The 18510-nt window shown below is 69.9% G+C and carries 16 protein-coding genes; 10 read left to right on the top strand and 6 right to left on the bottom strand.

Annotation, left to right across the window (positions count from 1 at the left end; genetic code table 11):
• Positions 1–46 precede the first annotated feature (46 nt).
• Positions 47–2485 (top strand): DNA helicase PcrA, encoded by a 2439-nt coding sequence (gene pcrA / locus ACIA6A_RS25960; RefSeq protein WP_396100457.1) that lies wholly within the window; start codon positions 47–49, stop codon positions 2483–2485.
• A gap of 12 nt (positions 2486–2497) precedes the next feature.
• Here pcrA and ACIA6A_RS25955 read toward each other — a convergent pair whose 3' ends face one another.
• The gene (locus tag ACIA6A_RS25955; RefSeq protein ID WP_396100456.1) at positions 2498–3466 is read right to left on the bottom strand and encodes a M23 family metallopeptidase; all 969 of its coding nucleotides are present in this window, start codon (positions 3464–3466) and stop codon (positions 2498–2500) included.
• Positions 3467–3618: 152 nt separating this feature from the next.
• Positions 3619–4356 carry a M23 family metallopeptidase gene (locus tag ACIA6A_RS25950; RefSeq protein ID WP_396100455.1) on the bottom strand — a complete coding sequence of 246 codons (738 nt, stop codon included), beginning with the start codon at positions 4354–4356 and terminating at the stop codon, positions 3619–3621.
• A gap of 428 nt (positions 4357–4784) precedes the next feature.
• Here ACIA6A_RS25950 and ACIA6A_RS25945 point away from each other — a divergent pair, with 428 nt between their 5' ends.
• From ACIA6A_RS25945 to ACIA6A_RS25930, 4 genes are all read left to right on the top strand, one after another.
• Entirely contained in the window at positions 4785–5189 is a 405-nt protein-coding gene (locus ACIA6A_RS25945) for a cobalamin B12-binding domain-containing protein (protein ID WP_396100454.1), read from the top strand.
• 515 nt (positions 5190–5704) lie between these two features.
• Positions 5705–6883 carry an ADP-forming succinate--CoA ligase subunit beta gene (gene sucC / locus ACIA6A_RS25940; protein ID WP_396100453.1) on the top strand — a complete coding sequence of 393 codons (1179 nt, stop codon included), beginning with the start codon at positions 5705–5707 and terminating at the stop codon, positions 6881–6883.
• 4 nt (positions 6884–6887) lie between these two features.
• Positions 6888–7769: a succinate--CoA ligase subunit alpha gene (gene sucD, locus ACIA6A_RS25935; RefSeq protein WP_396100452.1), complete on the top strand. Its 882-nt coding sequence runs from the start codon at positions 6888–6890 to the stop codon at positions 7767–7769.
• A 164-nt stretch (positions 7770–7933) separates the two neighbouring features.
• Entirely contained in the window at positions 7934–9622 is a 1689-nt protein-coding gene (locus ACIA6A_RS25930; protein ID WP_396100451.1) for a DUF6350 family protein, read from the top strand.
• Between the two features lie 47 nt (positions 9623–9669).
• Here the strand turns inward: ACIA6A_RS25930 and ACIA6A_RS25925 are convergent, their stop codons facing one another.
• Positions 9670–10071 carry a hypothetical protein gene (locus tag ACIA6A_RS25925; RefSeq protein WP_396100450.1) on the bottom strand — a complete coding sequence of 134 codons (402 nt, stop codon included), beginning with the start codon at positions 10069–10071 and terminating at the stop codon, positions 9670–9672.
• A 173-nt stretch (positions 10072–10244) separates the two neighbouring features.
• Here ACIA6A_RS25925 and purN point away from each other — a divergent pair, with 173 nt between their 5' ends.
• The 4 genes from purN to mdh all read left to right on the top strand — a co-directional run bounded on the left by purN (position 10245) and on the right by mdh (position 14044).
• A complete protein-coding gene (gene purN, locus ACIA6A_RS25920; RefSeq protein ID WP_396100449.1) occupies positions 10245–10862 on the top strand; it encodes a phosphoribosylglycinamide formyltransferase in 618 nt (205 codons plus the stop codon).
• Positions 10859–12412, top strand: a complete 1554-nt coding sequence (purH, locus tag ACIA6A_RS25915) for a bifunctional phosphoribosylaminoimidazolecarboxamide formyltransferase/IMP cyclohydrolase (protein WP_396100448.1) — start codon at positions 10859–10861, stop codon at positions 12410–12412. The genes purN and purH overlap by 4 nt, the downstream gene beginning before the upstream one ends.
• Positions 12413–12415: 3 nt before the next feature.
• A complete protein-coding gene (locus tag ACIA6A_RS25910) occupies positions 12416–13006 on the top strand; it encodes a pentapeptide repeat-containing protein (RefSeq protein WP_396100447.1) in 591 nt (196 codons plus the stop codon).
• 87 nt (positions 13007–13093) lie between these two features.
• The gene (mdh, locus tag ACIA6A_RS25905) at positions 13094–14044 is read left to right on the top strand and encodes a malate dehydrogenase (protein WP_396100446.1); all 951 of its coding nucleotides are present in this window, start codon (positions 13094–13096) and stop codon (positions 14042–14044) included.
• Between the two features lie 38 nt (positions 14045–14082).
• On the opposite strand, the gene ACIA6A_RS25900 is transcribed toward mdh, so the two are convergent.
• The 3 genes from ACIA6A_RS25900 to ACIA6A_RS25890 all read right to left on the bottom strand — a co-directional run bounded on the left by ACIA6A_RS25900 (position 14083) and on the right by ACIA6A_RS25890 (position 17108).
• Positions 14083–14868: an MBL fold metallo-hydrolase gene (locus tag ACIA6A_RS25900; protein ID WP_396100445.1), complete on the bottom strand. Its 786-nt coding sequence runs from the start codon at positions 14866–14868 to the stop codon at positions 14083–14085.
• Between the two features lie 75 nt (positions 14869–14943).
• Positions 14944–16611: an alkaline phosphatase D family protein gene (locus tag ACIA6A_RS25895; RefSeq protein ID WP_396100444.1), complete on the bottom strand. Its 1668-nt coding sequence runs from the start codon at positions 16609–16611 to the stop codon at positions 14944–14946.
• A gap of 77 nt (positions 16612–16688) precedes the next feature.
• On the bottom strand, positions 16689–17108 hold the full coding sequence (locus tag ACIA6A_RS25890) for a hypothetical protein (RefSeq protein WP_396100443.1): 420 nt from the start codon (positions 17106–17108) through the stop codon (positions 16689–16691).
• Between the two features lie 144 nt (positions 17109–17252).
• On the opposite strand from ACIA6A_RS25890, the gene ACIA6A_RS25885 reads away from it, so the two are divergent.
• Entirely contained in the window at positions 17253–18467 is a 1215-nt protein-coding gene (locus ACIA6A_RS25885) for an NADP-dependent isocitrate dehydrogenase (protein WP_396100442.1), read from the top strand.
• Positions 18468–18510 lie beyond the last annotated feature (43 nt).

Genomic DNA, 18510 nt, shown 5'->3' with positions numbered 1-18510 from the left:
GGTTGCGTGGGGATTGTCGGAGGCCGGGCATAGACTTGTCGGCGCGATGCGAGCCCTTCCGGAAAATACCCAGCCCCTGTTCACCATGCCCGCCGTTCAGCAGCCGGGTCCCCCGCTCCGGGAGCCGTCCGAGCCGCGGCGGGTGTCCCGGCGTACGGACCCTGAAACGCTGTTGACCGGCCTGAACAGCCCGCAGCGGGACGCCGTGACCCATGCCGGCTCACCGCTGCTCATCGTCGCCGGTGCGGGCTCGGGCAAGACCCGGGTGCTCACCCACCGGATCGCCTATCTGCTGGCCGCGCGCGACGTGCATCCCGGCGAGATCATCGCGATCACGTTCACCAACAAGGCCGCGGGGGAGATGAAGGAACGGGTCGCCGAACTCGTCGGCCCGCGTGCCCGGTTGATGTGGGTCTCGACGTTCCACTCCGCGTGCGTCCGGATCCTGCGCGCCGAGCACGAGCACGCTGGTCTGAAGAGCACGTTCTCGATCTACGACGCCGACGACTCGCGGCGCCTGATGACGCTGGTGATCCGCGAGCTGGACCTCGACCCCAAGCGCTACACCGCCCGCGGGCTGGCGGCCCAGGTGTCGAACCTGAAGAACGAGCTGGTCGACCCGGCAGACTTCAAGGACCGGGCCAAAGGTCCCAACGAGCGGGCTGTCGCCGAGGCGTACGAGCTGTATCAGCGCCGCCTGAAGGAAGCGCACGCGCTCGACTTCGACGACATCATCATGGCCGTGGTGCACCTCTTCCAGTCGCACCCGCACGTCGCCGAGGCCTACCGCCGCCGCTTCCGGCACGTCATGGTCGACGAGTACCAGGACACCAACCACGCGCAGTACACCCTGATCCGCGAGCTCGTCGGCACCGCCGCGACGGACAGCGAGGTGCCGCCGGCCGAGTTGTGCGTGGTCGGTGACGCGGACCAGTCGATCTACGCGTTCCGGGGCGCGACGATCCGTAACATCCTCGAGTTCGAGCGCGACTACCCCGACGCCCGCACGATCCTGCTCGAGCAGAACTACCGCTCGACCCAGACGATCCTCTCGGCGGCCAACGCGGTCATCGACCGCAACACCTCCCGCAAACCCAAGCGGCTCTGGAGCGACCAGGGCGCCGGTGAGCAGATCGTCGGTTACGTGGCCGACACCGAGCACGCCGAGGCCGACTGGGTGGCCCGCGAGATCGACCGGCTCGGCGACAACCACGAGGTGCGGCCGGGCGACGTCGCGGTCTTTTACCGTACGAACGCCCAGTCCCGGGTTTTCGAAGAAGTTTTCATCCGGGTCGGACTGCCCTACAAGGTGGTCGGCGGGGTGCGCTTCTACGAGCGCAAGGAGGTCCGCGACGCGCTCGGATACCTGCGGGCCGTGGTCAACGACGACGACACGGTCAGCATCCGCCGGGTGCTCAACACCCCCAAACGAGGCATCGGTGACCGCGCCGAGGCCTGCGTGGAGGCGCTCGCCAACCGCGACCGGGTCTCGTTCGGCCAGGCGCTGCGCCGAGCGAAGGACGCGCCCGGCATCTCGACCCGCGCGGTCAACAGCATCACCGACTTCGTGCAGATCCTCGACGACCTGCGCGAACTCTCCCGGACCGCCCCGCCCGAGGAGGTGCTCGAGGCGGTGCTGCAACGCTCGGGCCTGCTGTCGGAGCTGGAGGAGAGCCTCGACCCACAGGACCAGGGCCGGGTGGAGAACCTCCAGGAGCTGGTGAGCGTCGCCCGGGAGTACACCGAACGGGTGGAGGCGCAGGCCGGCGAGGACGACGCCCCGGTGGCGACGCTGGCCGGGTTCCTCGAGCAGGTCGCCCTCGTCGCGGACGCCGACCAGATCCCCTCGGACGACCCCGACCACCAGGGCGTGGTCACCCTGATGACGCTGCACACCGCCAAGGGCCTCGAGTTCCCGGTGGTCTTCCTGACCGGCCTGGAGGACGGTGTGTTCCCGCACATGCGGGCGCTCGGCGACAACTCCGAGCTGGAGGAGGAGCGGCGCCTCGCGTACGTCGGCATCACCCGGGCCCGCCAGCGCCTCTATCTCTCCCGCGCGGTGACCCGGTCGGCGTGGGGCCAGCCGCAGTACAACCCGCCGTCCCGGTTCACCGACGAACTCCCCACCGAGCTGGTGCGCTGGGAACGGACCGCGGGGTCGTACACCTCCTGGTCCGGCACGGGTGGCGGGGTCGGCGGGCGTGGCGGCGGCGATTACGCGCGCGGTGGAGGGTTTTCCGGCGGCACGCCGAAGGCCCAGCGGATCGCGGAGCGTCTCGGGGTGGACGCGAGCAAACTGTCCACCGCCAGTGAGCTCAAGCAACCGCCGAAGGTCTCGCCCGGCGACCGGGTCAACCATCAGCGGTACGGCCTCGGACGGGTGGTCACCGTGGAGGGACAGGGCCCCGGTGCGCGGGCCCAGATCGACTTCGGCGACCAGGTCATGTGGCTGGTCCTGCGGCACGCCCCGATCGAGAAGATCTGAGGCGGCCGCCGCTCAGCCGGTGAACGCCACGCAGCCGTTGATGTCCACCCCGTGGTCGTGCATCCACCGGGTGGGCTCGATCGGGTTCTTGTAGCTTCCCTTGTGGACCTCGAAGTGCAGGTGCGGGCCGGTCGAGTGGCCGGTCGAGCCCTCGTTGCCGATCTGGTCACCGGCCTTGAGCCGCTGGCCGACCGTGACGGTGATGGCCGACATGTGCCCGTAATGCGTGAGATAGCCGTTGCCGTGGTCGATCAGCACCGCGTTGCCGTACCCGTCGGCCGGGCCCGCGGAGACCACGGTGCCGGCGCCCGCGGCGCGGATCGGGGTGCCGTGCGGTGCGGCGAGGTCGACGCCGGCGTGCAGGCGGCCCCAGCGTTCGCCGAAACACGAGGTCACCGTGCCCTCCGGCATCGGGTTGATCCACGCGGGCTGCGGCTTGATCTTGAAGAGCTGCGGCGCGTACGGCGTTCCGACGTCCAGCCCGCCGATCGGGGCGACCCCGGCGATCCCGTTGGTGGGCCCGCTGCCCGCCGCGACGGTCGTGTCACTGCCGCCGCCGGCCGGGTCGCCGACGAGGCTGTCTGTGCCGCCGGCCCTGGCGCTGGAGGCGATCGAGCCGGTGCTGGTGCCGTTGGCTGGGCCGGTGTTGGTGCCGTTGGCTGGGCCGGTGCCGGCTGCGGCTGCGGTGGAGGACGCTGTGCCGGTCGTGGGGCTGGTGGTCTTCGTGTCGGTGGCGGATCGGGCCGCGGCCGGGGGTGGGGTGGGCGCGGCTGAAGGGGCGAGGCTGCGGGTGACCGCACCGGCCGGGGAAGCGCCCTCACCGGCCGCCGTCACGCCGGCCACGCCGACGCCGGCGACCAGGGCGGCGGCCATGGCGTAGCGGCCCTTCTCGGCGATGGGCTCGCGGGGGGCTCGGTGGCTGGTCAGCGCCGGGGTACGACGGTGGCGGCCGGGTGCGTGCTGCGGGGCTCGATGCTGCACGGTGAACTGATCCTCCAGGCCTTGGCGTCCGGTCCGACACCAGCCTGTCGGCACGTGGCCGCGGGATCATGAGCCTGAAGGGTGCGCTGCTACTGCCCCGGTTGCCGTTCGGTTGCGCGGACCGGGGAGGAGCGCTGGGGAGGGGGTGCCGGTCAGGAAGCGGCGAGCGAGCCGAACACCGACTCGATCTTGAGCTTGATGTCGACGCCCTTGCTGCGCAGGTAGGGCACCGGGTCGGTGGGCTTGCCGTCCTCGACGTAGACGCCGAGGTGCAGGTGGGTACCGAAGGAGTGGCCGGTGTTGCCGACCTCGCCGATGATCTCGCCGGCCTTGACGGTCTGTCCGACGCTCGTGACGACGCGGCGGGCGTGGCCGTAGATCATCTGGGTGCCGTCGTCGAGCCGGATGGTGGTCGCGTAGCCGTAGCCACCGAAGTAGCCGGACTGGGTGACCGTGCCGCCGTGCACCGCCTTGAACGGGGTGCCTTCCGGGGCGGCCAGGTCGATGCCCTCGTGCAGGACGCCGAAACGCATGCCGTACGGGGCGGTGAACGTGTAGTCCTCGAGCGGGAGGACCCAGGCGTCATTCTCGTCGGCTTCCGCGCCGGCGGGAGCCTCGGTGCCACGCTCGGCGTCACGGGAGGCGCGGTCGCCCTCGTCGGCGGAGCGGTCGGCCAGGGCGTCCTGGGCGACGGCGGCTTCCTTGAGGTTCTGCAGGACCTCGGGGTTGACGCTCTTGGCGTCGGGCAGCTGGGTCGCGGCTCCGAGAGCCACCACACCCGCGCCGACGAAAGCCGAGGTGATCACCGCCGCGTACCTGCTGCGCGGCGGGGTAGGAACGCGACGACGGCCGCGATAGCGGTCGGGCTCAGACGACAAGCGCTGACGCACGAACAACCCTCCGTCGGTGGCAAAGAAGCGGCGGCCCCACCGTCGTGAACACCTGCTGAACGGTGGTTTGCCAGGCGGCCGGACCGGAATTAACCAGTTGGCAGCCGGGAGCCACGGTAACCAAACGCAACGCCGGTCACAAGTCGCAGCGCCAATTCTCTGACAGTTCCCTTTGAGCATTCGCGGGACATTGTCCGAGTTGGTCATCTTTTAGGGGGAGCGACAGTGTTGGCTCTCCGTAACTGCGTACGAAACGCAAAGTCATGTGATGTGGAATACGCTAATCGGTGCTTGCGCAAGATCGCCAGGTGGTGTTCTGCCGCGGGACAGTACGGATCAACGGGTTCCAAGGTTCAACGCGATCGGGTTACCGTTCGTTAAGGTCGGTCGTAGAGGGTCTGGGCCGACGCGCGCCGAAGGGGTCGCAGATGCAAGCACGGATCAGGGTTGTCGTGGCGAAGCCCGGGCTCGATGGGCACGACCGGGGCGCGAAAGTGGTCGCCCGGGCGCTACGGGACGCCGGTATGGAGGTCGTCTACACCGGTCTGCACCAGACGCCGGAGCAGATCGTCGAGACCGCTCTGCAGGAGGACGCCGACGCGATCGGGCTGTCCGTGCTCTCGGGCGCGCACATGACGCTCTTCCGCCGGGTCATGGAACTGCTCGCCGCACGTGATGCCACCGACATCGTCGTATTCGGCGGCGGCATCATTCCCGCCGATGACATCGCGGAGCTGGCGAAACTCGGAGTCGCCCGGGTATTCACGCCGGGTGCGACAACCGCTTCCATCGTCGAATGGGTGCGCGCCAATGTCGCGACACCGGTTTCCTGACCAATTGGTGACCCTATAACTGCGAAGAGTTATAGGGAGAGGCCGGACGCACCCCTCACACGTCCGGCCTCTCTATGCACGATGCCCCGCCGCCACCCCTCGACCGACAGGGCATCGGCCGCTTCCGTCACCGCGCTCAGCGCGCCGACATCACACTCAACGACGCCTCCGAAAGCCGGTTACGGCCTTCCTCCCGGCTGGACCACGACGCTCAGCCCGGCGGGGACGCACGGGCCGGAGTGGCTACGGCCCGGGGCGCGACAGCCGCCGGAGGCGGGGTTCCTGCCACGCTGCGTCTGTCTAGGCGGTATGCGTACTTGTGTGGTCTTGCACAGCGCGGCCCCGCGAGGGCGCCGTCACCGGCGGTGTGGCTAGGCTGCGATTGAGGCCTCTTAAACCACCGTTGGGGCCGACAAATCTCTCACGCTGGCGGCGACGCAACGACGCGCCGCGCACACAGGTCGGGACGCGGGTAGCGGCTTGCCGAGGCAAGCGTCGCGAGCGAAAGGAGACACGTGGACCTGTTCGAGTATCAGGGGCGCGACCTGTTCGAACGGCACGGCTTGCCCGTGCTGGGCGGCGGCGTCGCCGACACCCCGCAGGAGGCCCGTGCGATCGCCGAGCGCCTCGGGGGCAAGGTTGTCGTCAAAGCCCAGGTGAAGGTCGGCGGCCGCGGCAAGGCCGGCGGCGTCAAGCTCGCCGACGGCGCCGACGAGGCCGAGGCCCGGGCGACCGACATCCTCGGGATGGACATCAAGGGCCACACCGTGCACAAGGTGATGCTGGCCGAGACAGCGGACATCAAGGAGGAGTACTACTTCTCCTACCTGCTGGACCGCTCCAACCGCACCTTCCTCTGCATCGCCAGCGTCGCCGGCGGTATGGAGATCGAGACGGTGGCCGAGACCGACCCGGACCGGGTCGCCAAGATCGCCATCGACGCGAGCAAGGGTGTCGACGAGGCCACGGCGCGGGAGATCGTCGCCGCCGCCAAGTTCCCGGCCGAGGTGGCCGAGGAGATCGTCGACATCGCGGTCAAGCTGTGGCAGGCCTTCGTGGCCGAGGACGCCACCCTGGTCGAGGTCAACCCGCTCGCCAAGGTCGGCGACGGCCGGGTGCTGCTGCTGGACGCGAAGATCACGCTGGACGAGAACGCCGGTTTCCGGCACCCCGACCACGAGGCGCTGGTCGACCAGTCCGCGGTCGACCCGCTGGAGCAGGCCGCCAAGGCCAAGAACCTCAACTACGTCAAGCTCGACGGCGAGGTCGGCATCATCGGCAACGGCGCGGGCCTGGTCATGTCGACGCTCGACGTGGTCGCGTACGCCGGTGAGCGGCACGGCGGCGTCAAGCCGGCCAACTTCCTCGACATCGGCGGCGGCGCCAGCGCGGCCGTGATGGCCAACGGCCTCGAGGTCGTGCTCTCCGACCCGGCCGTCAAGTCGGTCTTCGTGAACGTCTTCGGTGGCATCACCGCCTGTGACGAGGTCGCCAACGGCATCATCCAGGCGCTGGCCCTGCTGGCCGAGCGTGGCGAGACGGTCACCAAGCCGCTCGTGGTCCGCCTCGACGGCAACAACGCCGAGGCCGGGCGCGCGATCCTCAACGAGGCGAACAACCCGCTCGTCGAGCGGGTGGACACTATGGATGGTGCGGCCGAGCGCGCCGCCGAGCTCGCAGCTGCGGGGAAGTGACGACATGGCTATCTGGCTCACCAAGGACTCCAAGGTCATCGTCCAGGGCATGACCGGCTCCGAGGGCTCCAAGCACACCCGCCGGATGCTCGCCGCGGGCACGAACGTGGTCGGCGGTGTCAACCCGCGCAAGGCCGGCACCACGGTCGACTTCGACGGTACGGCGCTCCCGGTCTTCGCCTCGGTGGCGGAAGCCATCAAGGAGACCGGCGCCGACGTGTCGGTCATCTTCGTGCCGCCGGCGTTCACCAAGGCCGCCGTGCTCGAGGCCATCGACGCCGAGATCCCGCTCGCCGTGGTCATCACGGAGGGCGTGCCGGTGCAGGACTCGGCCGCGTTCTGGGCCCACAACATCGCCCAGGGTGAGAAGACCCGCATCGTCGGCCCCAACTGCCCGGGCATCGCGTCGCCCGGCGCGTCCAACGCCGGCATCATCCCGGCCGACATCACCCCGGCCGGCCGCATCGGCCTGGTTTCCAAGAGCGGCACCCTGACCTACCAGCTCATGTACGAGCTGCGGGACATCGGCTTCTCGACGGCGGTGGGCATCGGCGGCGACCCGATCATCGGCACCACCCACATCGACGCGCTCCGGGCGTTCCAGGACGACCCGGAGACCGACGCGATCGTGATGATCGGCGAGATCGGTGGCGACGCCGAGGAGCGCGCCGCCGACTTCATCAAGGAATACGTGACCAAGCCCGTCGTCGGCTACATCGCCGGCTTCACCGCCCCGCCCGGAAAGACCATGGGCCACGCGGGCGCGATCATCTCCGGTTCGGCCGGCACCGCCGACGCCAAGAAGGAGGCCCTCGAGGCCGCCGGCGTCAAGGTCGGCAAGACCCCGAGCGAGACCGCGCGGCTGATGCGCGAGGTCATGAGCTGATTTTGGTACGGCCACCGGTGCGCCGCCGCACGGACCAGCTCGGTCCGCTCGGCGGCGCGCCGTCGTATTCGCGCCGTTTTCAGCACCCGGCGCGACGACCCAGCCCCGGCGCGTCGCGGTTTCTGCGTCGCCGCAGCCGGTCCGGCGTGGAAAAGTAGGCGGCGATGCCGACAACACCCGACCGCCCCGACGGTCGATCCGCCGGCTCGGGGGACCCGCTGGAGGCCGCCGAGGCCATGGACGACGCCGCCAGTACCTCTCCCCGCCCCACCCCGGCCGCCCGGAGACCGCCCCGCGACCCCGATCTCCTGGACGAGGACTTCGACCTCGTCCGTGACACCGTGCCGGTCACCACCCGCCCCCAGCACGCGACTGTGGGCCTCGACCGGCACACCCGTGACTCCGGCGGCGGGAACGGTTCTGTGCCTCCACAGGGCCGCTCCGGCCCGGCACGGGACCGTGCTGCCCGGGATGAGTCCGGCCGGGACCCTGACGGCCGGGATGACGCCGGCCGGGATCCTGGCGGCCTCGGCCCCTCGGACGGTTCCGGGTCCGGGCGCAACCGCGAGACCGTGCGGGTCGACCCCGGCAACCGCGAGACCGTCCGGCTCCAGGGGCGTGGCCGGCCCGCCACCCGGCGGGCGCCGCTCCTCGTCGCCGCCGCGTTCGCGACGCTGTGGGCGGCGGCGCTCTCCTACATCCCGGTCGCCGCGGTCATCGGCCTGGCCCGCACCCTCGAGGGACAGGGCGGCCTCGGCGGGGCGCTGCACGCCGGACTGGCCGGCTGGCTGCTCGGCCACGGGGTCCCGATCGGGACGTCCATCGGCCCGCTCGGCGTGGCACCCCTGCTGCTGACCCTGCTCGCCGGATGGCGGCTCAACCGGGCCGGTCTGCACGTCACCCGCGCGATCGGTGCCCGCCGCAGCGGTTCCCCCAGGGCGGCTATGCTGGTCGCGGTGACCGTCGGGCTCGCGTACGCGCTCATCGGCCTGCTCGCGGCGTTCACGGTCGACGGCCGCGGCACCGATGTCGCCCCGGCCCGGGCCGCGGGACACTTCTTCCTCGCCGGCCTCGTGTTCTCGCTGATCGGTTCGCTGCGCAGCTCGGAAGCGCTCGTCGTGGTCGCCCGCCGGCTGCCGCAACCACTGCGGCACGGCCTGCGCACCGGCGTCGTGGCGGCGCTGCTGATCCTCGCCGCGGGTGCTGTCTTCGCGGGTCTGTCGGTGGCCGTCGGAGCCAAACAGGCCGCGGACATGATCTCGGCCTACCAGACCGGGGTGGCCGGTCAGGCGGGCATCACCCTGGTGAGCCTCGGTTACGGCGCGAACGCGGTGGTGTGGTCGGCGGCGTATCTGCTGGGCCCGGGTTTCGCCCTGGGCACCGACTCCGCGGTCCGCCTGACCGAGCTGTCGGTGGGTCCGCTGCCGACCCTGCCCCTGCTGGCCGGTCTGCCGAACGGTCCGATGGGTGCCAGCGGCGCCCTGCTGCTCGCGGTGCCGGTGCTGGCCGCGATGGCAGCCGGCTGGCTGCTGACCCGGCGCCTGATGACCATCCACCACGTCGTCGAGGGCCATCTCGTCGACGGCCGCCATCCGGCCCGCACCGCCGACGTCCCCGCGGCGGAACCGGCGTGGTCCCTGGTGCTGACCTCGTCGGTGATCGCCGGCCCGGTCGCGGGTCTGGTGCTCGGCACGGTCTCGTGGCTGTCGGGCGGCCCGCTCGGCAACGGCCGGATGGCGGACATCGGCCCGGTGCCGTGGCAGGTGGCCCTGGTCACGGCATCGGTGGTCACCGTGTGCGCGTGCATCGGCGCGGCGGCCGGCCGAGCCTTCCGGGCACCTGTCCGCAAGTAACCCGTGTTGCGGCGGAGGGGCAGCCGGAGCTGCCCCTCCGTCCGCTGTCAGATGCCGTTGTAACCGGGGATGTCCGAGAGATCCACGGTCAGCGAGACGATCACCGCGATGAGGCCGAGCACGACGGCGACCCCACCGCAGATCAGGCCGGTGAGGGCCTGTCCACGGTTGGTGGCGAGACCGGCCTTGGCCTTGTTGAGGCCCAGGTAGCTGACCACAACGGCACCGATGCCCAGCGGGATGCCCAGGTTGAAGCAGCACAGCAGGGGGATCGACGCGATGCCGAGGATCATGCCGACGAGGCCCTGGGTGTTCTGCGGGGCGGCACCCCCGGGACCGTAGGGCGGCTGCGCACCGTACGGCGGCGGGGGCGGCGGGTACGAGCCGGGAGGCGGCGGGGGGTAGGAGCCGGGAGGCTGCTGGTTCGGGTCGTCCTGACCTGGCTGCATGAAGTGGACCTTTCGCGGTGAACTCATGACGTGCGGAAACCGAGGGGGGTTTCGTGAGGAACCGGCAGCTTACCGTGATCACCCGCTCGATCGAAGCCCCGAATGCCTGGTCAGGGGTGCAGACGGACTGCCCGCCGGACCGGCTCGAGAGGCATCTCAGGTAGGGTGCTCGGGTGACTGACCCAGCGCCTTCCCGCCTGGTCGTCCTCGTCTCCGGCTCCGGTAGCAACCTGCAAGCCTTACTCGACGCCGCCGCGGATCCCGCGTACGGCGCGCAGGTCGTCGCCGTCGGTGCGGACCGGGACGGCATCGCCGGGCTCGACAGAGCCGCAGCCGCCGGAGTGCCGACGTTCGTGGACTCCGTGAAGGCATACCCGAGCCGCGACGACTGGGACGCCGCCCTGACCGCGCACGTCGCCGAGCACCAGCCGGACCTGGTCATCTCGGCCGGTTTCCTGAAGCTCGTCGGCAAGCAGTTCCTGGACGCGTTCGGCGACCGGTATCTCAACACCCACAACGCGTTGCTGCCGTCGTTCCCGGGCATCCACGGCCCCCGCGACGCCCTCGAGTACGGGGTGAAGATCGCGGGTGCCACGCTCTTCCTCGTCGACGCGGGCGTCGACACAGGACCCATCATCGCCCAGGTCAGCGTGCCCGTGCTCGACGACGACACGGAAGAGACGCTGACCGAGCGCATCAAGGACGCCGAACGCCGGCAACTCGTCGAGTACGTGGGCCGGATGGTCCGCGAAGGCTGGACCATCACGGACAGGAAGGTCACCATTCCATGAGCGACGGCCGCCGCCCGATCAAGCGGGCCCTGCTGAGCGTCTACGACAAGACGGGTCTGGTCGAGCTCGCACAGGCACTGCACGCCGCCGGGGTGCAGATCATCTCCACCGGTTCCACCGCGTCGACGGTCGAGAAGTCCGGCGTGCCGGTGACCCGGGTCGAGGAGCTCACCGGTTTTCCGGAGACCCTGGACGGCCGGGTCAAGACCCTGCACCCGAAGGTGCACGCCGGCCTGCTCGCCGACCTGCGGCTGCCGGCGCACGAGCAGCAGCTCGCCGAGCTGTCCATCGAGCCGTTCGACCTGCTGGTCAGCAACCTCTACCCGTTCACCGAGACGGTCGCGTCCGGTGCGAGCGTGGACGAGTGCGTCGAGCAGATCGACATCGGCGGACCGGCCATGGTCCGTGCCGCGGCGAAGAACCACCCCTCGGTGGCCGTGGTGACGTCCGTGGCCGCGTACCCCCTGCTTCTCGACGCGCTCAAGGACGGCGGCTTCACGCTGACGCAGCGCAAGCTGCTCGCGGCCCGCGCCTTCGCCGACATCGCGGAATACGACGTCGCGGTCGCCAACTGGTGCGCGACCGTGCTCGCGCCGGCCGAATGGCCGGAGTTCACCGGCCTGGCCCTCAAGCGCGAGAACGCCCTGCGTTACGGCGAGAACCCGCACCAGCAGGCAGCCCTTTACCTCGACCCGAACGCTCCGGCGGGGCTGGCCCAGGCGAAGCAGCTGCACGGCAAGGAGATGTCCTACAACAACTACGTCGACGCGGACGCCGCGTGGCGCAGTGCCAACGACTTCACCGACCCGTGTGTGGCGATCATCAAGCACGCCAACCCGTGCGGCATCGCGATCGGCGCGGACGTGGCCGAGGCGCACCGCAAGGCACACGCCTGCGACCCGGTGTCGGCCTTCGGCGGCGTCATCGCCGTCAACCGTGAGGTCACCGCCGAGCTCGCGAAGCAGCTCGACGGCATCTTCACCGAGGTCATCGTCGCGCCGTCCTTCGCTCCGGACGCACTCGCCGTCTTCCAGGAGAAGAAGAACCTGCGGGTCCTGGTCGCCCCGGCCTGGAACCCGCCGTCGGCGGAGATCAAGCAGGTCGGTGGCGGCGTCCTGGTGCAGCTGTCCGACCGGATCGACGCCGAGGGCGACGACCCGGCCAACTGGACGCTCGCGACCGGCGAGGCGGCCTCCGCCGATGAGCTGCGCGACCTCGCCTTCGCCTGGCGGGCCATCCGCTCGGTGAAGAGCAACGCGATCCTGCTGGCCCACGACGGCGCGACCGTCGGTGTCGGCATGGGCCAGGTCAACCGGGTCGACTCGGCGCACCTCGCGGTGAACCGGGCCGGGGCGGACCGGGCCAAGGGCAGCGTGGCGGCCTCCGACGCGTTCTTCCCGTTCCCGGACGGCCTCGAGGTGCTGATCGCCGCCGGGATCAAGGCTGTGGTGCAGCCGGGCGGCTCGATCCGTGACAACCTCGTCATCGAGGCGGCCGAGAAGGCCGGACTCACGGTTTACCTCACCGGGACGCGGCACTTCTACCACTGAGACGTGGAACCGATCCGGAATCAGACGTTCTCGGCCGAGGACTGGTCCCTCGCCGAGGTGGAACGCGCGGTCTACGAGGACTGCGCGTTCCACGACATCGACTGGTCCGAGGCGAACCTGACCGGCTGCGTGTTCACGAACTGTCAGTTCGGGAATGTCCGGTTCAACTCGTCCGAACTGACCCGGTGCGCGATCACCCAGTCGCTGCTGCAGCGCTGCTCGTTCTTCGGCGCGACGCTGGCCGGCTGCAAGCTCACCGGGACCCAGTTCGTCGACTGCGGCCTGCGACCCCTGACGATCGACGGCGGCGACTGGGGGTTCGTGTCGTTGCGCGGTCAGAACCTGACCTCGGTCAAGCTCGGTGGCCTGCGGCTGCGCGAGGCCGACCTCGAGGGCGCCAACCTCACCAAGGCCGACCTGCGCGGGGCCGACCTCTCGAACGCCCGCCTCAAGGACGTGATCCTCAAAGGTGCCGACCTGCGCGGCGCTGACCTGGACGGAGTCGTCCTGCGCGGCCTCGACCTCACCGGCGCGAAGATCGACATTCAGCAGGCCGGTTTGTTCGCCCGGGCCCATGGAGCTGTGATCGGATAGTCCCTGAGCGGCCCTGGTCGGTAATGCGCCGTTAACCAACTGATACGGTCGCGAAAAATCGTCCCACCGTCTGGGAGTGAGATCATCATGGGTAAGAAGGTCACCGTCGTAGGCGCCGGTTTCTACGGGTCCACGACCGCACAGCGGCTCGCCGAGTACGACATCTTCGAGACCGTGGTGCTCACCGACATCGTCGAGGGCAAGCCGGAAGGGCTCGCGCTCGACCTCAACCAGTCGCGGCCGGTCGAGGGCTTCGAGACCAAGGTCGTCGGCGCCACCACCGGGCCGAACGGCGAGGGTTACGAGGCTATCGCGGGCTCCGACGTCGTCGTCATCACCGCGGGCCTGCCCCGCAAGCCGGGCATGAGCCGGATGGACCTCCTCGGCGTCAACGCCAAGATCGTCCGTCAGGTCGCCGAGAACGTCGCGAAGCACGCCCCGAACGCGGTGGTCATCGTCGTCTCGAACCCGCTCGACGAGATGACCGCGCTCGCGCAGATCGCCTCGCAGTTCCCGAAGAACCGGGTGCTCGGCCAGGCCGGCATGCTCGACTCGGCCCGCTTCACCAATTTCGTCGCCGAAGAGCTGAAGGTGCCGGTCGGCTCCGTCACGACGCTGACGCTGGGCTCGCACGGCGACACGATGGTGCCGGTCCCGTCGAAGTCCACGGTCAACGGCAAGCCGCTCGCCGAGCTGCTCCCGGCGGACAAGGTCGAGGAGCTGGTCACCCGCACCCGTAACGGTGGCGCCGAGGTCGTGGCCCTGCTGAAGACCGGCTCGGCCTACTACGCCCCGTCGGCTGCGGCCGCCCGGATGGCGAAGGCCGTCGCGGAGGACTCCGGCGCGGTCATGCCGGTCTGCGCGTGGGTCGACGGCGAATACGGCATCTCCGGGGTCTACCTGGGTGTCGAGGCCGAGATCGGTGCCACCGGCGTGCGCAAGGTCGTCGAGACCGACCTCACCGAGACCGAGCTCGCCGGTCTCAAGGAGGCCGCCGAGGCCGTCCGCGCCAAGCAGGCGGACATCGCCGAGCTCTGACAGATCGTTGCTGAAGGCCGGGCCGTTCGGTCCGGCCTTCATGCTTTCCATGTACGGCCCCAGACCGTCGACAGATGGGACACCGCCAGCACTGTGCCGGTGTTCAACATGGCTGCCCGTGACTTGCGGGCCGCTTCGGGATTCATGTCGAAGCTGTAGTCCAGCTCGGGCCGCACCAGCTGCACCGCGTGCACCAGCAGATCCCCGGTCACCAGCAATGTTTCGTCACCCGACTCCACCAGCACGGACTGGTGACCCGGGGTGTGGCCGGGCGTTGCGATGACCCGCACCTCGGGAGTCAGCCGGACGTCGCCCTCGATCAGTTGCAGCCGGCCCTGCGCGCGGAGCGGGGCCAGGAGCACCTCCTGCTGAGCACCGGTGAAAGCGGCCACCTCGGCCTGCTGCACCACCACGCGTGCGTTGACGAACGGCGAATCGGCCGGGACCGCCCATCCGATGTGGTCGGTGTGCAGGTGGGTGAGCACGATCGTCTCGACGTCGGCGGCCTTCATCCCCGCCGCGGCGAGCGCCTCCGGCAACCGGCCTGGCACCGGCGCCCAGTCCGCGGCGAGGGAACCGGCGGGCCCGATGCCCGCGTCGACGAGCGTCACCGGCCCGTCCCCGTAGCGGATGGCGAAGCTGCGGAACTTCAGCCACCACCGGCCGTCGAGGGTCAGCGCGCCGGGGTCGAGCGCGTCGGCGGCGGCCCAGTCCTGCGGGGTCGCCGCCGGGAACGCGTCTTCCCGCCGGTCGAAGTGGGGGCCCTCGGCGTCGTCCAGAGCGAGGATGGTCACGGGTCCGATCTCACGGACGGCATCGGTCATGGCCCGGACTGTATCGAGGTCCGGGCCGGCCCCGGAAAGTTATCCACAGTGCGTCTCTGTCCACAGGGCACCCGGTCAGCGACGCAGCGGGAAGGCATCCTCGTCGTCATGAACGTCGTAGACCGGTCCCGCCCATCGACTCGCGGCTCGTGCCGTGGCCTGCTCCTGCGTGACGGCCGTGATCCCGGGCCGGCCCGCCTCGACGACGAACTCAGCTGCTGTCCGCACGCTCGCGGACGGCGCCCACACGGTGTCGACCAGACGCAGGCTGCTCACCATCCGGGTGGCGGTCACGTCGCAGACCACGTACCCGCGTTGGTTGTCGATGTATCGCCAGTGCGGGCTGTCCGCCATGATCGGGTCGTAGGTGGCGTGGAAGGCCGCGGTGTCGGGGTTCCCGCCGGAGGTGATCGATGTCCCGGTGATCTCCGCGCCGACGATCGGCGAGGACGGGTCGTCGAAATCCGGTCGCAGGTCGCAGGCCCACGTGCAGTGGCGGTCCCCGGTGAGCACGACCGGGTTGCTGACCCGGCCCGCGCCGAAACGTTCCAGCAGGCGGCGGCGCTGGACGCGATACCCGTCCCAGTTGTCGAAGTCGAAGACCTGCTCGGGGCCGGCCTTGCGGTCGTTGGACGCCCACATGACCTGGTTGGCCAGCAGATTCCAGCGGCTGCCCGCCGACTCGAGCCCGTCGACCAGCCAGCGTTCCTGCTCCGCGCCGGTCATGGTGAGCGACGGGTCCTGGGCGGCCTCCAGGGTCGCGGGCTGGTCGCTGCGATATTGCCGGGTGTCCACGACGTGCAGGCTTGCCAGCGAGCCGAAGCGCAGCCGCCGGTACACCTGGATGTCCAATCCGGACGGCAGCGAGGTGCGGCGCAGCGGCATGTGCTCGTAGTAGGCCTGGAACGCCGCGATCCGCCGGGCACGGAATGCCTCCGGGGTCTGCAGGGCGGGGTCCTGCGGCACCTCGTCGGCCCAGTTGTTGTCCAGCTCATGATCGTCGAAGGTGACGATCCACGGGAAGGCCGCGTGCGCCGCCTGCAGATCCGCGTCGGTCTTGTACTGCGCGTGCCGGTTGCGATATTGCTCCAGCGAGTACGGCTCGCCGGTGCCCTCGTGGTGGCGGGCGGCGTTCGGATTGCGCGCGCCCTCATAGATGTAATCGCCCAGGAAAGCCACGAAGGCGAGGTCCTCATTCGCCAGGTGCTGGTAGGCGGTGTAGAAGCCGGCCTGGTAGTCCTGGCAACTCGCGAATGCGAACCGCAGGTGATGCGGCCGGGAGCGGGCGGCGGGCGCGGTGCGGGTCCGTCCGGCGGGCGAGATCTGCTTGCCGGCGCGGAACCGGTAGTGATACTCGGCGTCGGGGCGCAGTCCACGGACGTCCACGTGCACCGAGTGACCCAGGCGCGGGTCGGCGGTGGTCACCCCGCGGCGACGGCCCCGGCGGAAGCGGTCGTCCTCGGCGATCTCCCACTCCACCGCCACCGGCTTGTCCGGCATGCCACCGCCGGTGAGCGGTGCCGGGGCGAGCCTTGTCCACAGGACCACCCCGTCCGGGAGCGGGTCGCCGGAGGCCACGCCCAGCGTGAACAGGCCTGCGGGGAGTTTCTCGCCCATGTGGGAGGGGATGCGGATGTGGCCGCCCTCGGGAGTGACGAGCAGCGGGCTGGCGGCGACGGTGGCGGCGCCGGAGACGAACATGCGCCGGCTGATCGGGAGGTGCAGCTTCTCTGGCAATGGCATGTGTCTATGCGATCGGCCGCGGGTTACGGCGGTCCGAACGGGTGCTTGCCGTCGGAAGGTTTCTTCGCGGGGGTTGCTCAGGCGTGGGCTATGCCGAGGCCGAGCAGGATCAGGCTGATCGCCGCGGCGAGGGTGGCGGCGGTGGACTTGGCCGCCAGCTCGGGCGACTGCTCGCGCAGGACGTAGGCCGCAACCGGGACGATGGCCGCGCCGACAAGCCAGAGGCTGTTGGTGGAGACTGCGAGCAGCAGCGCGACCAGGGCGGTCAGGACCAGGATCGCTCCGGTCCGGCGCCGGTCGGGACGGGGTCGCGCCTCGATCAGAACGGGCGGCGCCACGGCCGGGGTGAGGCGGGGCGCGGCCGGAGTGAGGGCGGGCACGGCCGGGGTGAGGGCGGGCGCAGCGGTGGAGCTGGATGTGATGGAGCTGGGCGCGGTGGCGGGGCCGGGCGTTGGTGCTTGGCCTGGCCGTTCGCCGCGCTGCGCTGTCTCGGACATCAGGGACATCATAGAACCGGCGTGCCACCCGGGGCTGTTGTGGCGGTCACGGTCACGAGCAGATCGCGGCCCGGCGCCGATCTTCGGGTTACATGCAGTACGCTCGTACTGTAAGCAATTTTCCCGGGAGAGGAGCGCCGGTCGATGGCGAAAATCAAGGTCAACAACCCGGTCGTGGAGCTCGACGGCGACGAGATGACCCGGATCATCTGGAAGCAGATCCGTGAGCAGTTGATCCTGCCTTACCTCGACGTCGACCTCGAGTATTACGACCTCTCGATCCAGTACCGTGACGAGACCGACGACCAGGTCACGATCGACGCGGCCAACGCCATCAAGCGCCACGGTGTCGGCGTGAAGTGCGCGACGATCACGCCTGACGAGGCCCGGGTCGAGGAATTCGGCCTGAAGAAGATGTGGCGGTCGCCGAACGGCACGATCCGCAACATCCTCGGCGGGGTCGTCTTCCGCGAGCCGATCATCATGTCGAACGTGCCCCGGCTCGTGCCCGGCTGGACCAAGCCGATCATCATCGGCCGGCACGCGCACGGCGACCAGTACAAGGCAACCGACTTCGTGGCGCCCGGTGCCGGCAAGCTGACCATGACGTTCACGCCCACCGACGGCTCCGCGCCGATGGAATTCCTGATCTCGGACTTCCCCGCGGGCGGCGTGGCCATGGGCATGTACAACTACGACGAGTCGATCCGTGACTTCGCGCGGGCCTCGTTCCGGTACGGCCTCGCCCGTAACTACCCGGTCTACCTGTCGACGAAGAACACGATTCTCAAGGCCTACGACGGCCGGTTCAAGGACCTGTTCGCGGAAATCTTCGAGGCCGAGTTCGCCGAGGACTTCAAGAAGGCCGGGCTCACTTACGAGCACCGCCTGATCGACGACATGGTCGCCGCCGCGCTCAAGTGGGAGGGCGGCTACGTCTGGGCCTGCAAGAACTACGACGGTGACGTGCAGTCCGACACCGTCGCGCAGGGCTTCGGCTCGCTGGGTCTCATGACCTCGGTGCTGATGACGCCGGACGGCAGGACGGTCGAGGCCGAGGCGGCGCACGGCACCGTCACCCGGCACTACCGCCAGTGGCAGAAGGGCGAGAAGACGTCGACGAACCCGATCGCGTCGATCTTCGCCTGGACCGGTGGGCTCAAGCACCGCGGCCTGCTCGACGGGACCCCGGCGGTCACCGAGTTCGCGGAGACGCTGGAGCGGGTCTGCATCGAGACCGTCGAGGCCGGTCAGATGACCAAGGACCTGGCGTCGCTCATCGGCAGGGACGCCCCGTGGCTGACCACCGACGAGTTCATGAACGCTCTGGACGAGAACCTGGCACGCAAGCTCGCCTGACGTTCTGGACAGACCGCTGCCGGCCCTCTCGCCATGAGGGGGC

Source organism: Actinoplanes sp. NPDC051494 (genome assembly GCF_044454705.1).
Classification (GTDB): domain Bacteria; phylum Actinomycetota; class Actinomycetes; order Mycobacteriales; family Micromonosporaceae; genus Actinoplanes.
The sequence above is the reverse complement of the archived record's forward strand: the minus strand, read 5'-3'. Positions and strand labels throughout refer to the sequence as shown.

Excerpts from the sequence above, each read along its gene's own strand:
- pcrA (WP_396100457.1), top strand. The coding sequence starts at position 47 with ATGCGAGCCCTTCCGGAAAATACCCAGCCCCTGTTCACCATGCCCGCC.
- ACIA6A_RS25945 (WP_396100454.1), top strand. The coding sequence starts at position 4,785 with ATGCAAGCACGGATCAGGGTTGTCGTGGCGAAGCCCGGGCTCGATGGG.
- sucD (WP_396100452.1), top strand. The coding sequence starts at position 6,888 with ATGGCTATCTGGCTCACCAAGGACTCCAAGGTCATCGTCCAGGGCATG.
- ACIA6A_RS25930 (WP_396100451.1), top strand. The coding sequence starts at position 7,934 with ATGCCGACAACACCCGACCGCCCCGACGGTCGATCCGCCGGCTCGGGG.
- ACIA6A_RS25925 (WP_396100450.1), bottom strand. The coding sequence starts at position 10,071 with ATGCAGCCAGGTCAGGACGACCCGAACCAGCAGCCTCCCGGCTCCTAC.
- purH (WP_396100448.1), top strand. The coding sequence starts at position 10,859 with ATGAGCGACGGCCGCCGCCCGATCAAGCGGGCCCTGCTGAGCGTCTAC.
- mdh (WP_396100446.1), top strand. The coding sequence starts at position 13,094 with ATGGGTAAGAAGGTCACCGTCGTAGGCGCCGGTTTCTACGGGTCCACG.
- ACIA6A_RS25900 (WP_396100445.1), bottom strand. The coding sequence starts at position 14,868 with ATGACCGATGCCGTCCGTGAGATCGGACCCGTGACCATCCTCGCTCTG.
- ACIA6A_RS25895 (WP_396100444.1), bottom strand. The coding sequence starts at position 16,611 with ATGCCATTGCCAGAGAAGCTGCACCTCCCGATCAGCCGGCGCATGTTC.
- ACIA6A_RS25890 (WP_396100443.1), bottom strand. The coding sequence starts at position 17,108 with ATGTCCGAGACAGCGCAGCGCGGCGAACGGCCAGGCCAAGCACCAACG.
- ACIA6A_RS25885 (WP_396100442.1), top strand. The coding sequence starts at position 17,253 with ATGGCGAAAATCAAGGTCAACAACCCGGTCGTGGAGCTCGACGGCGAC.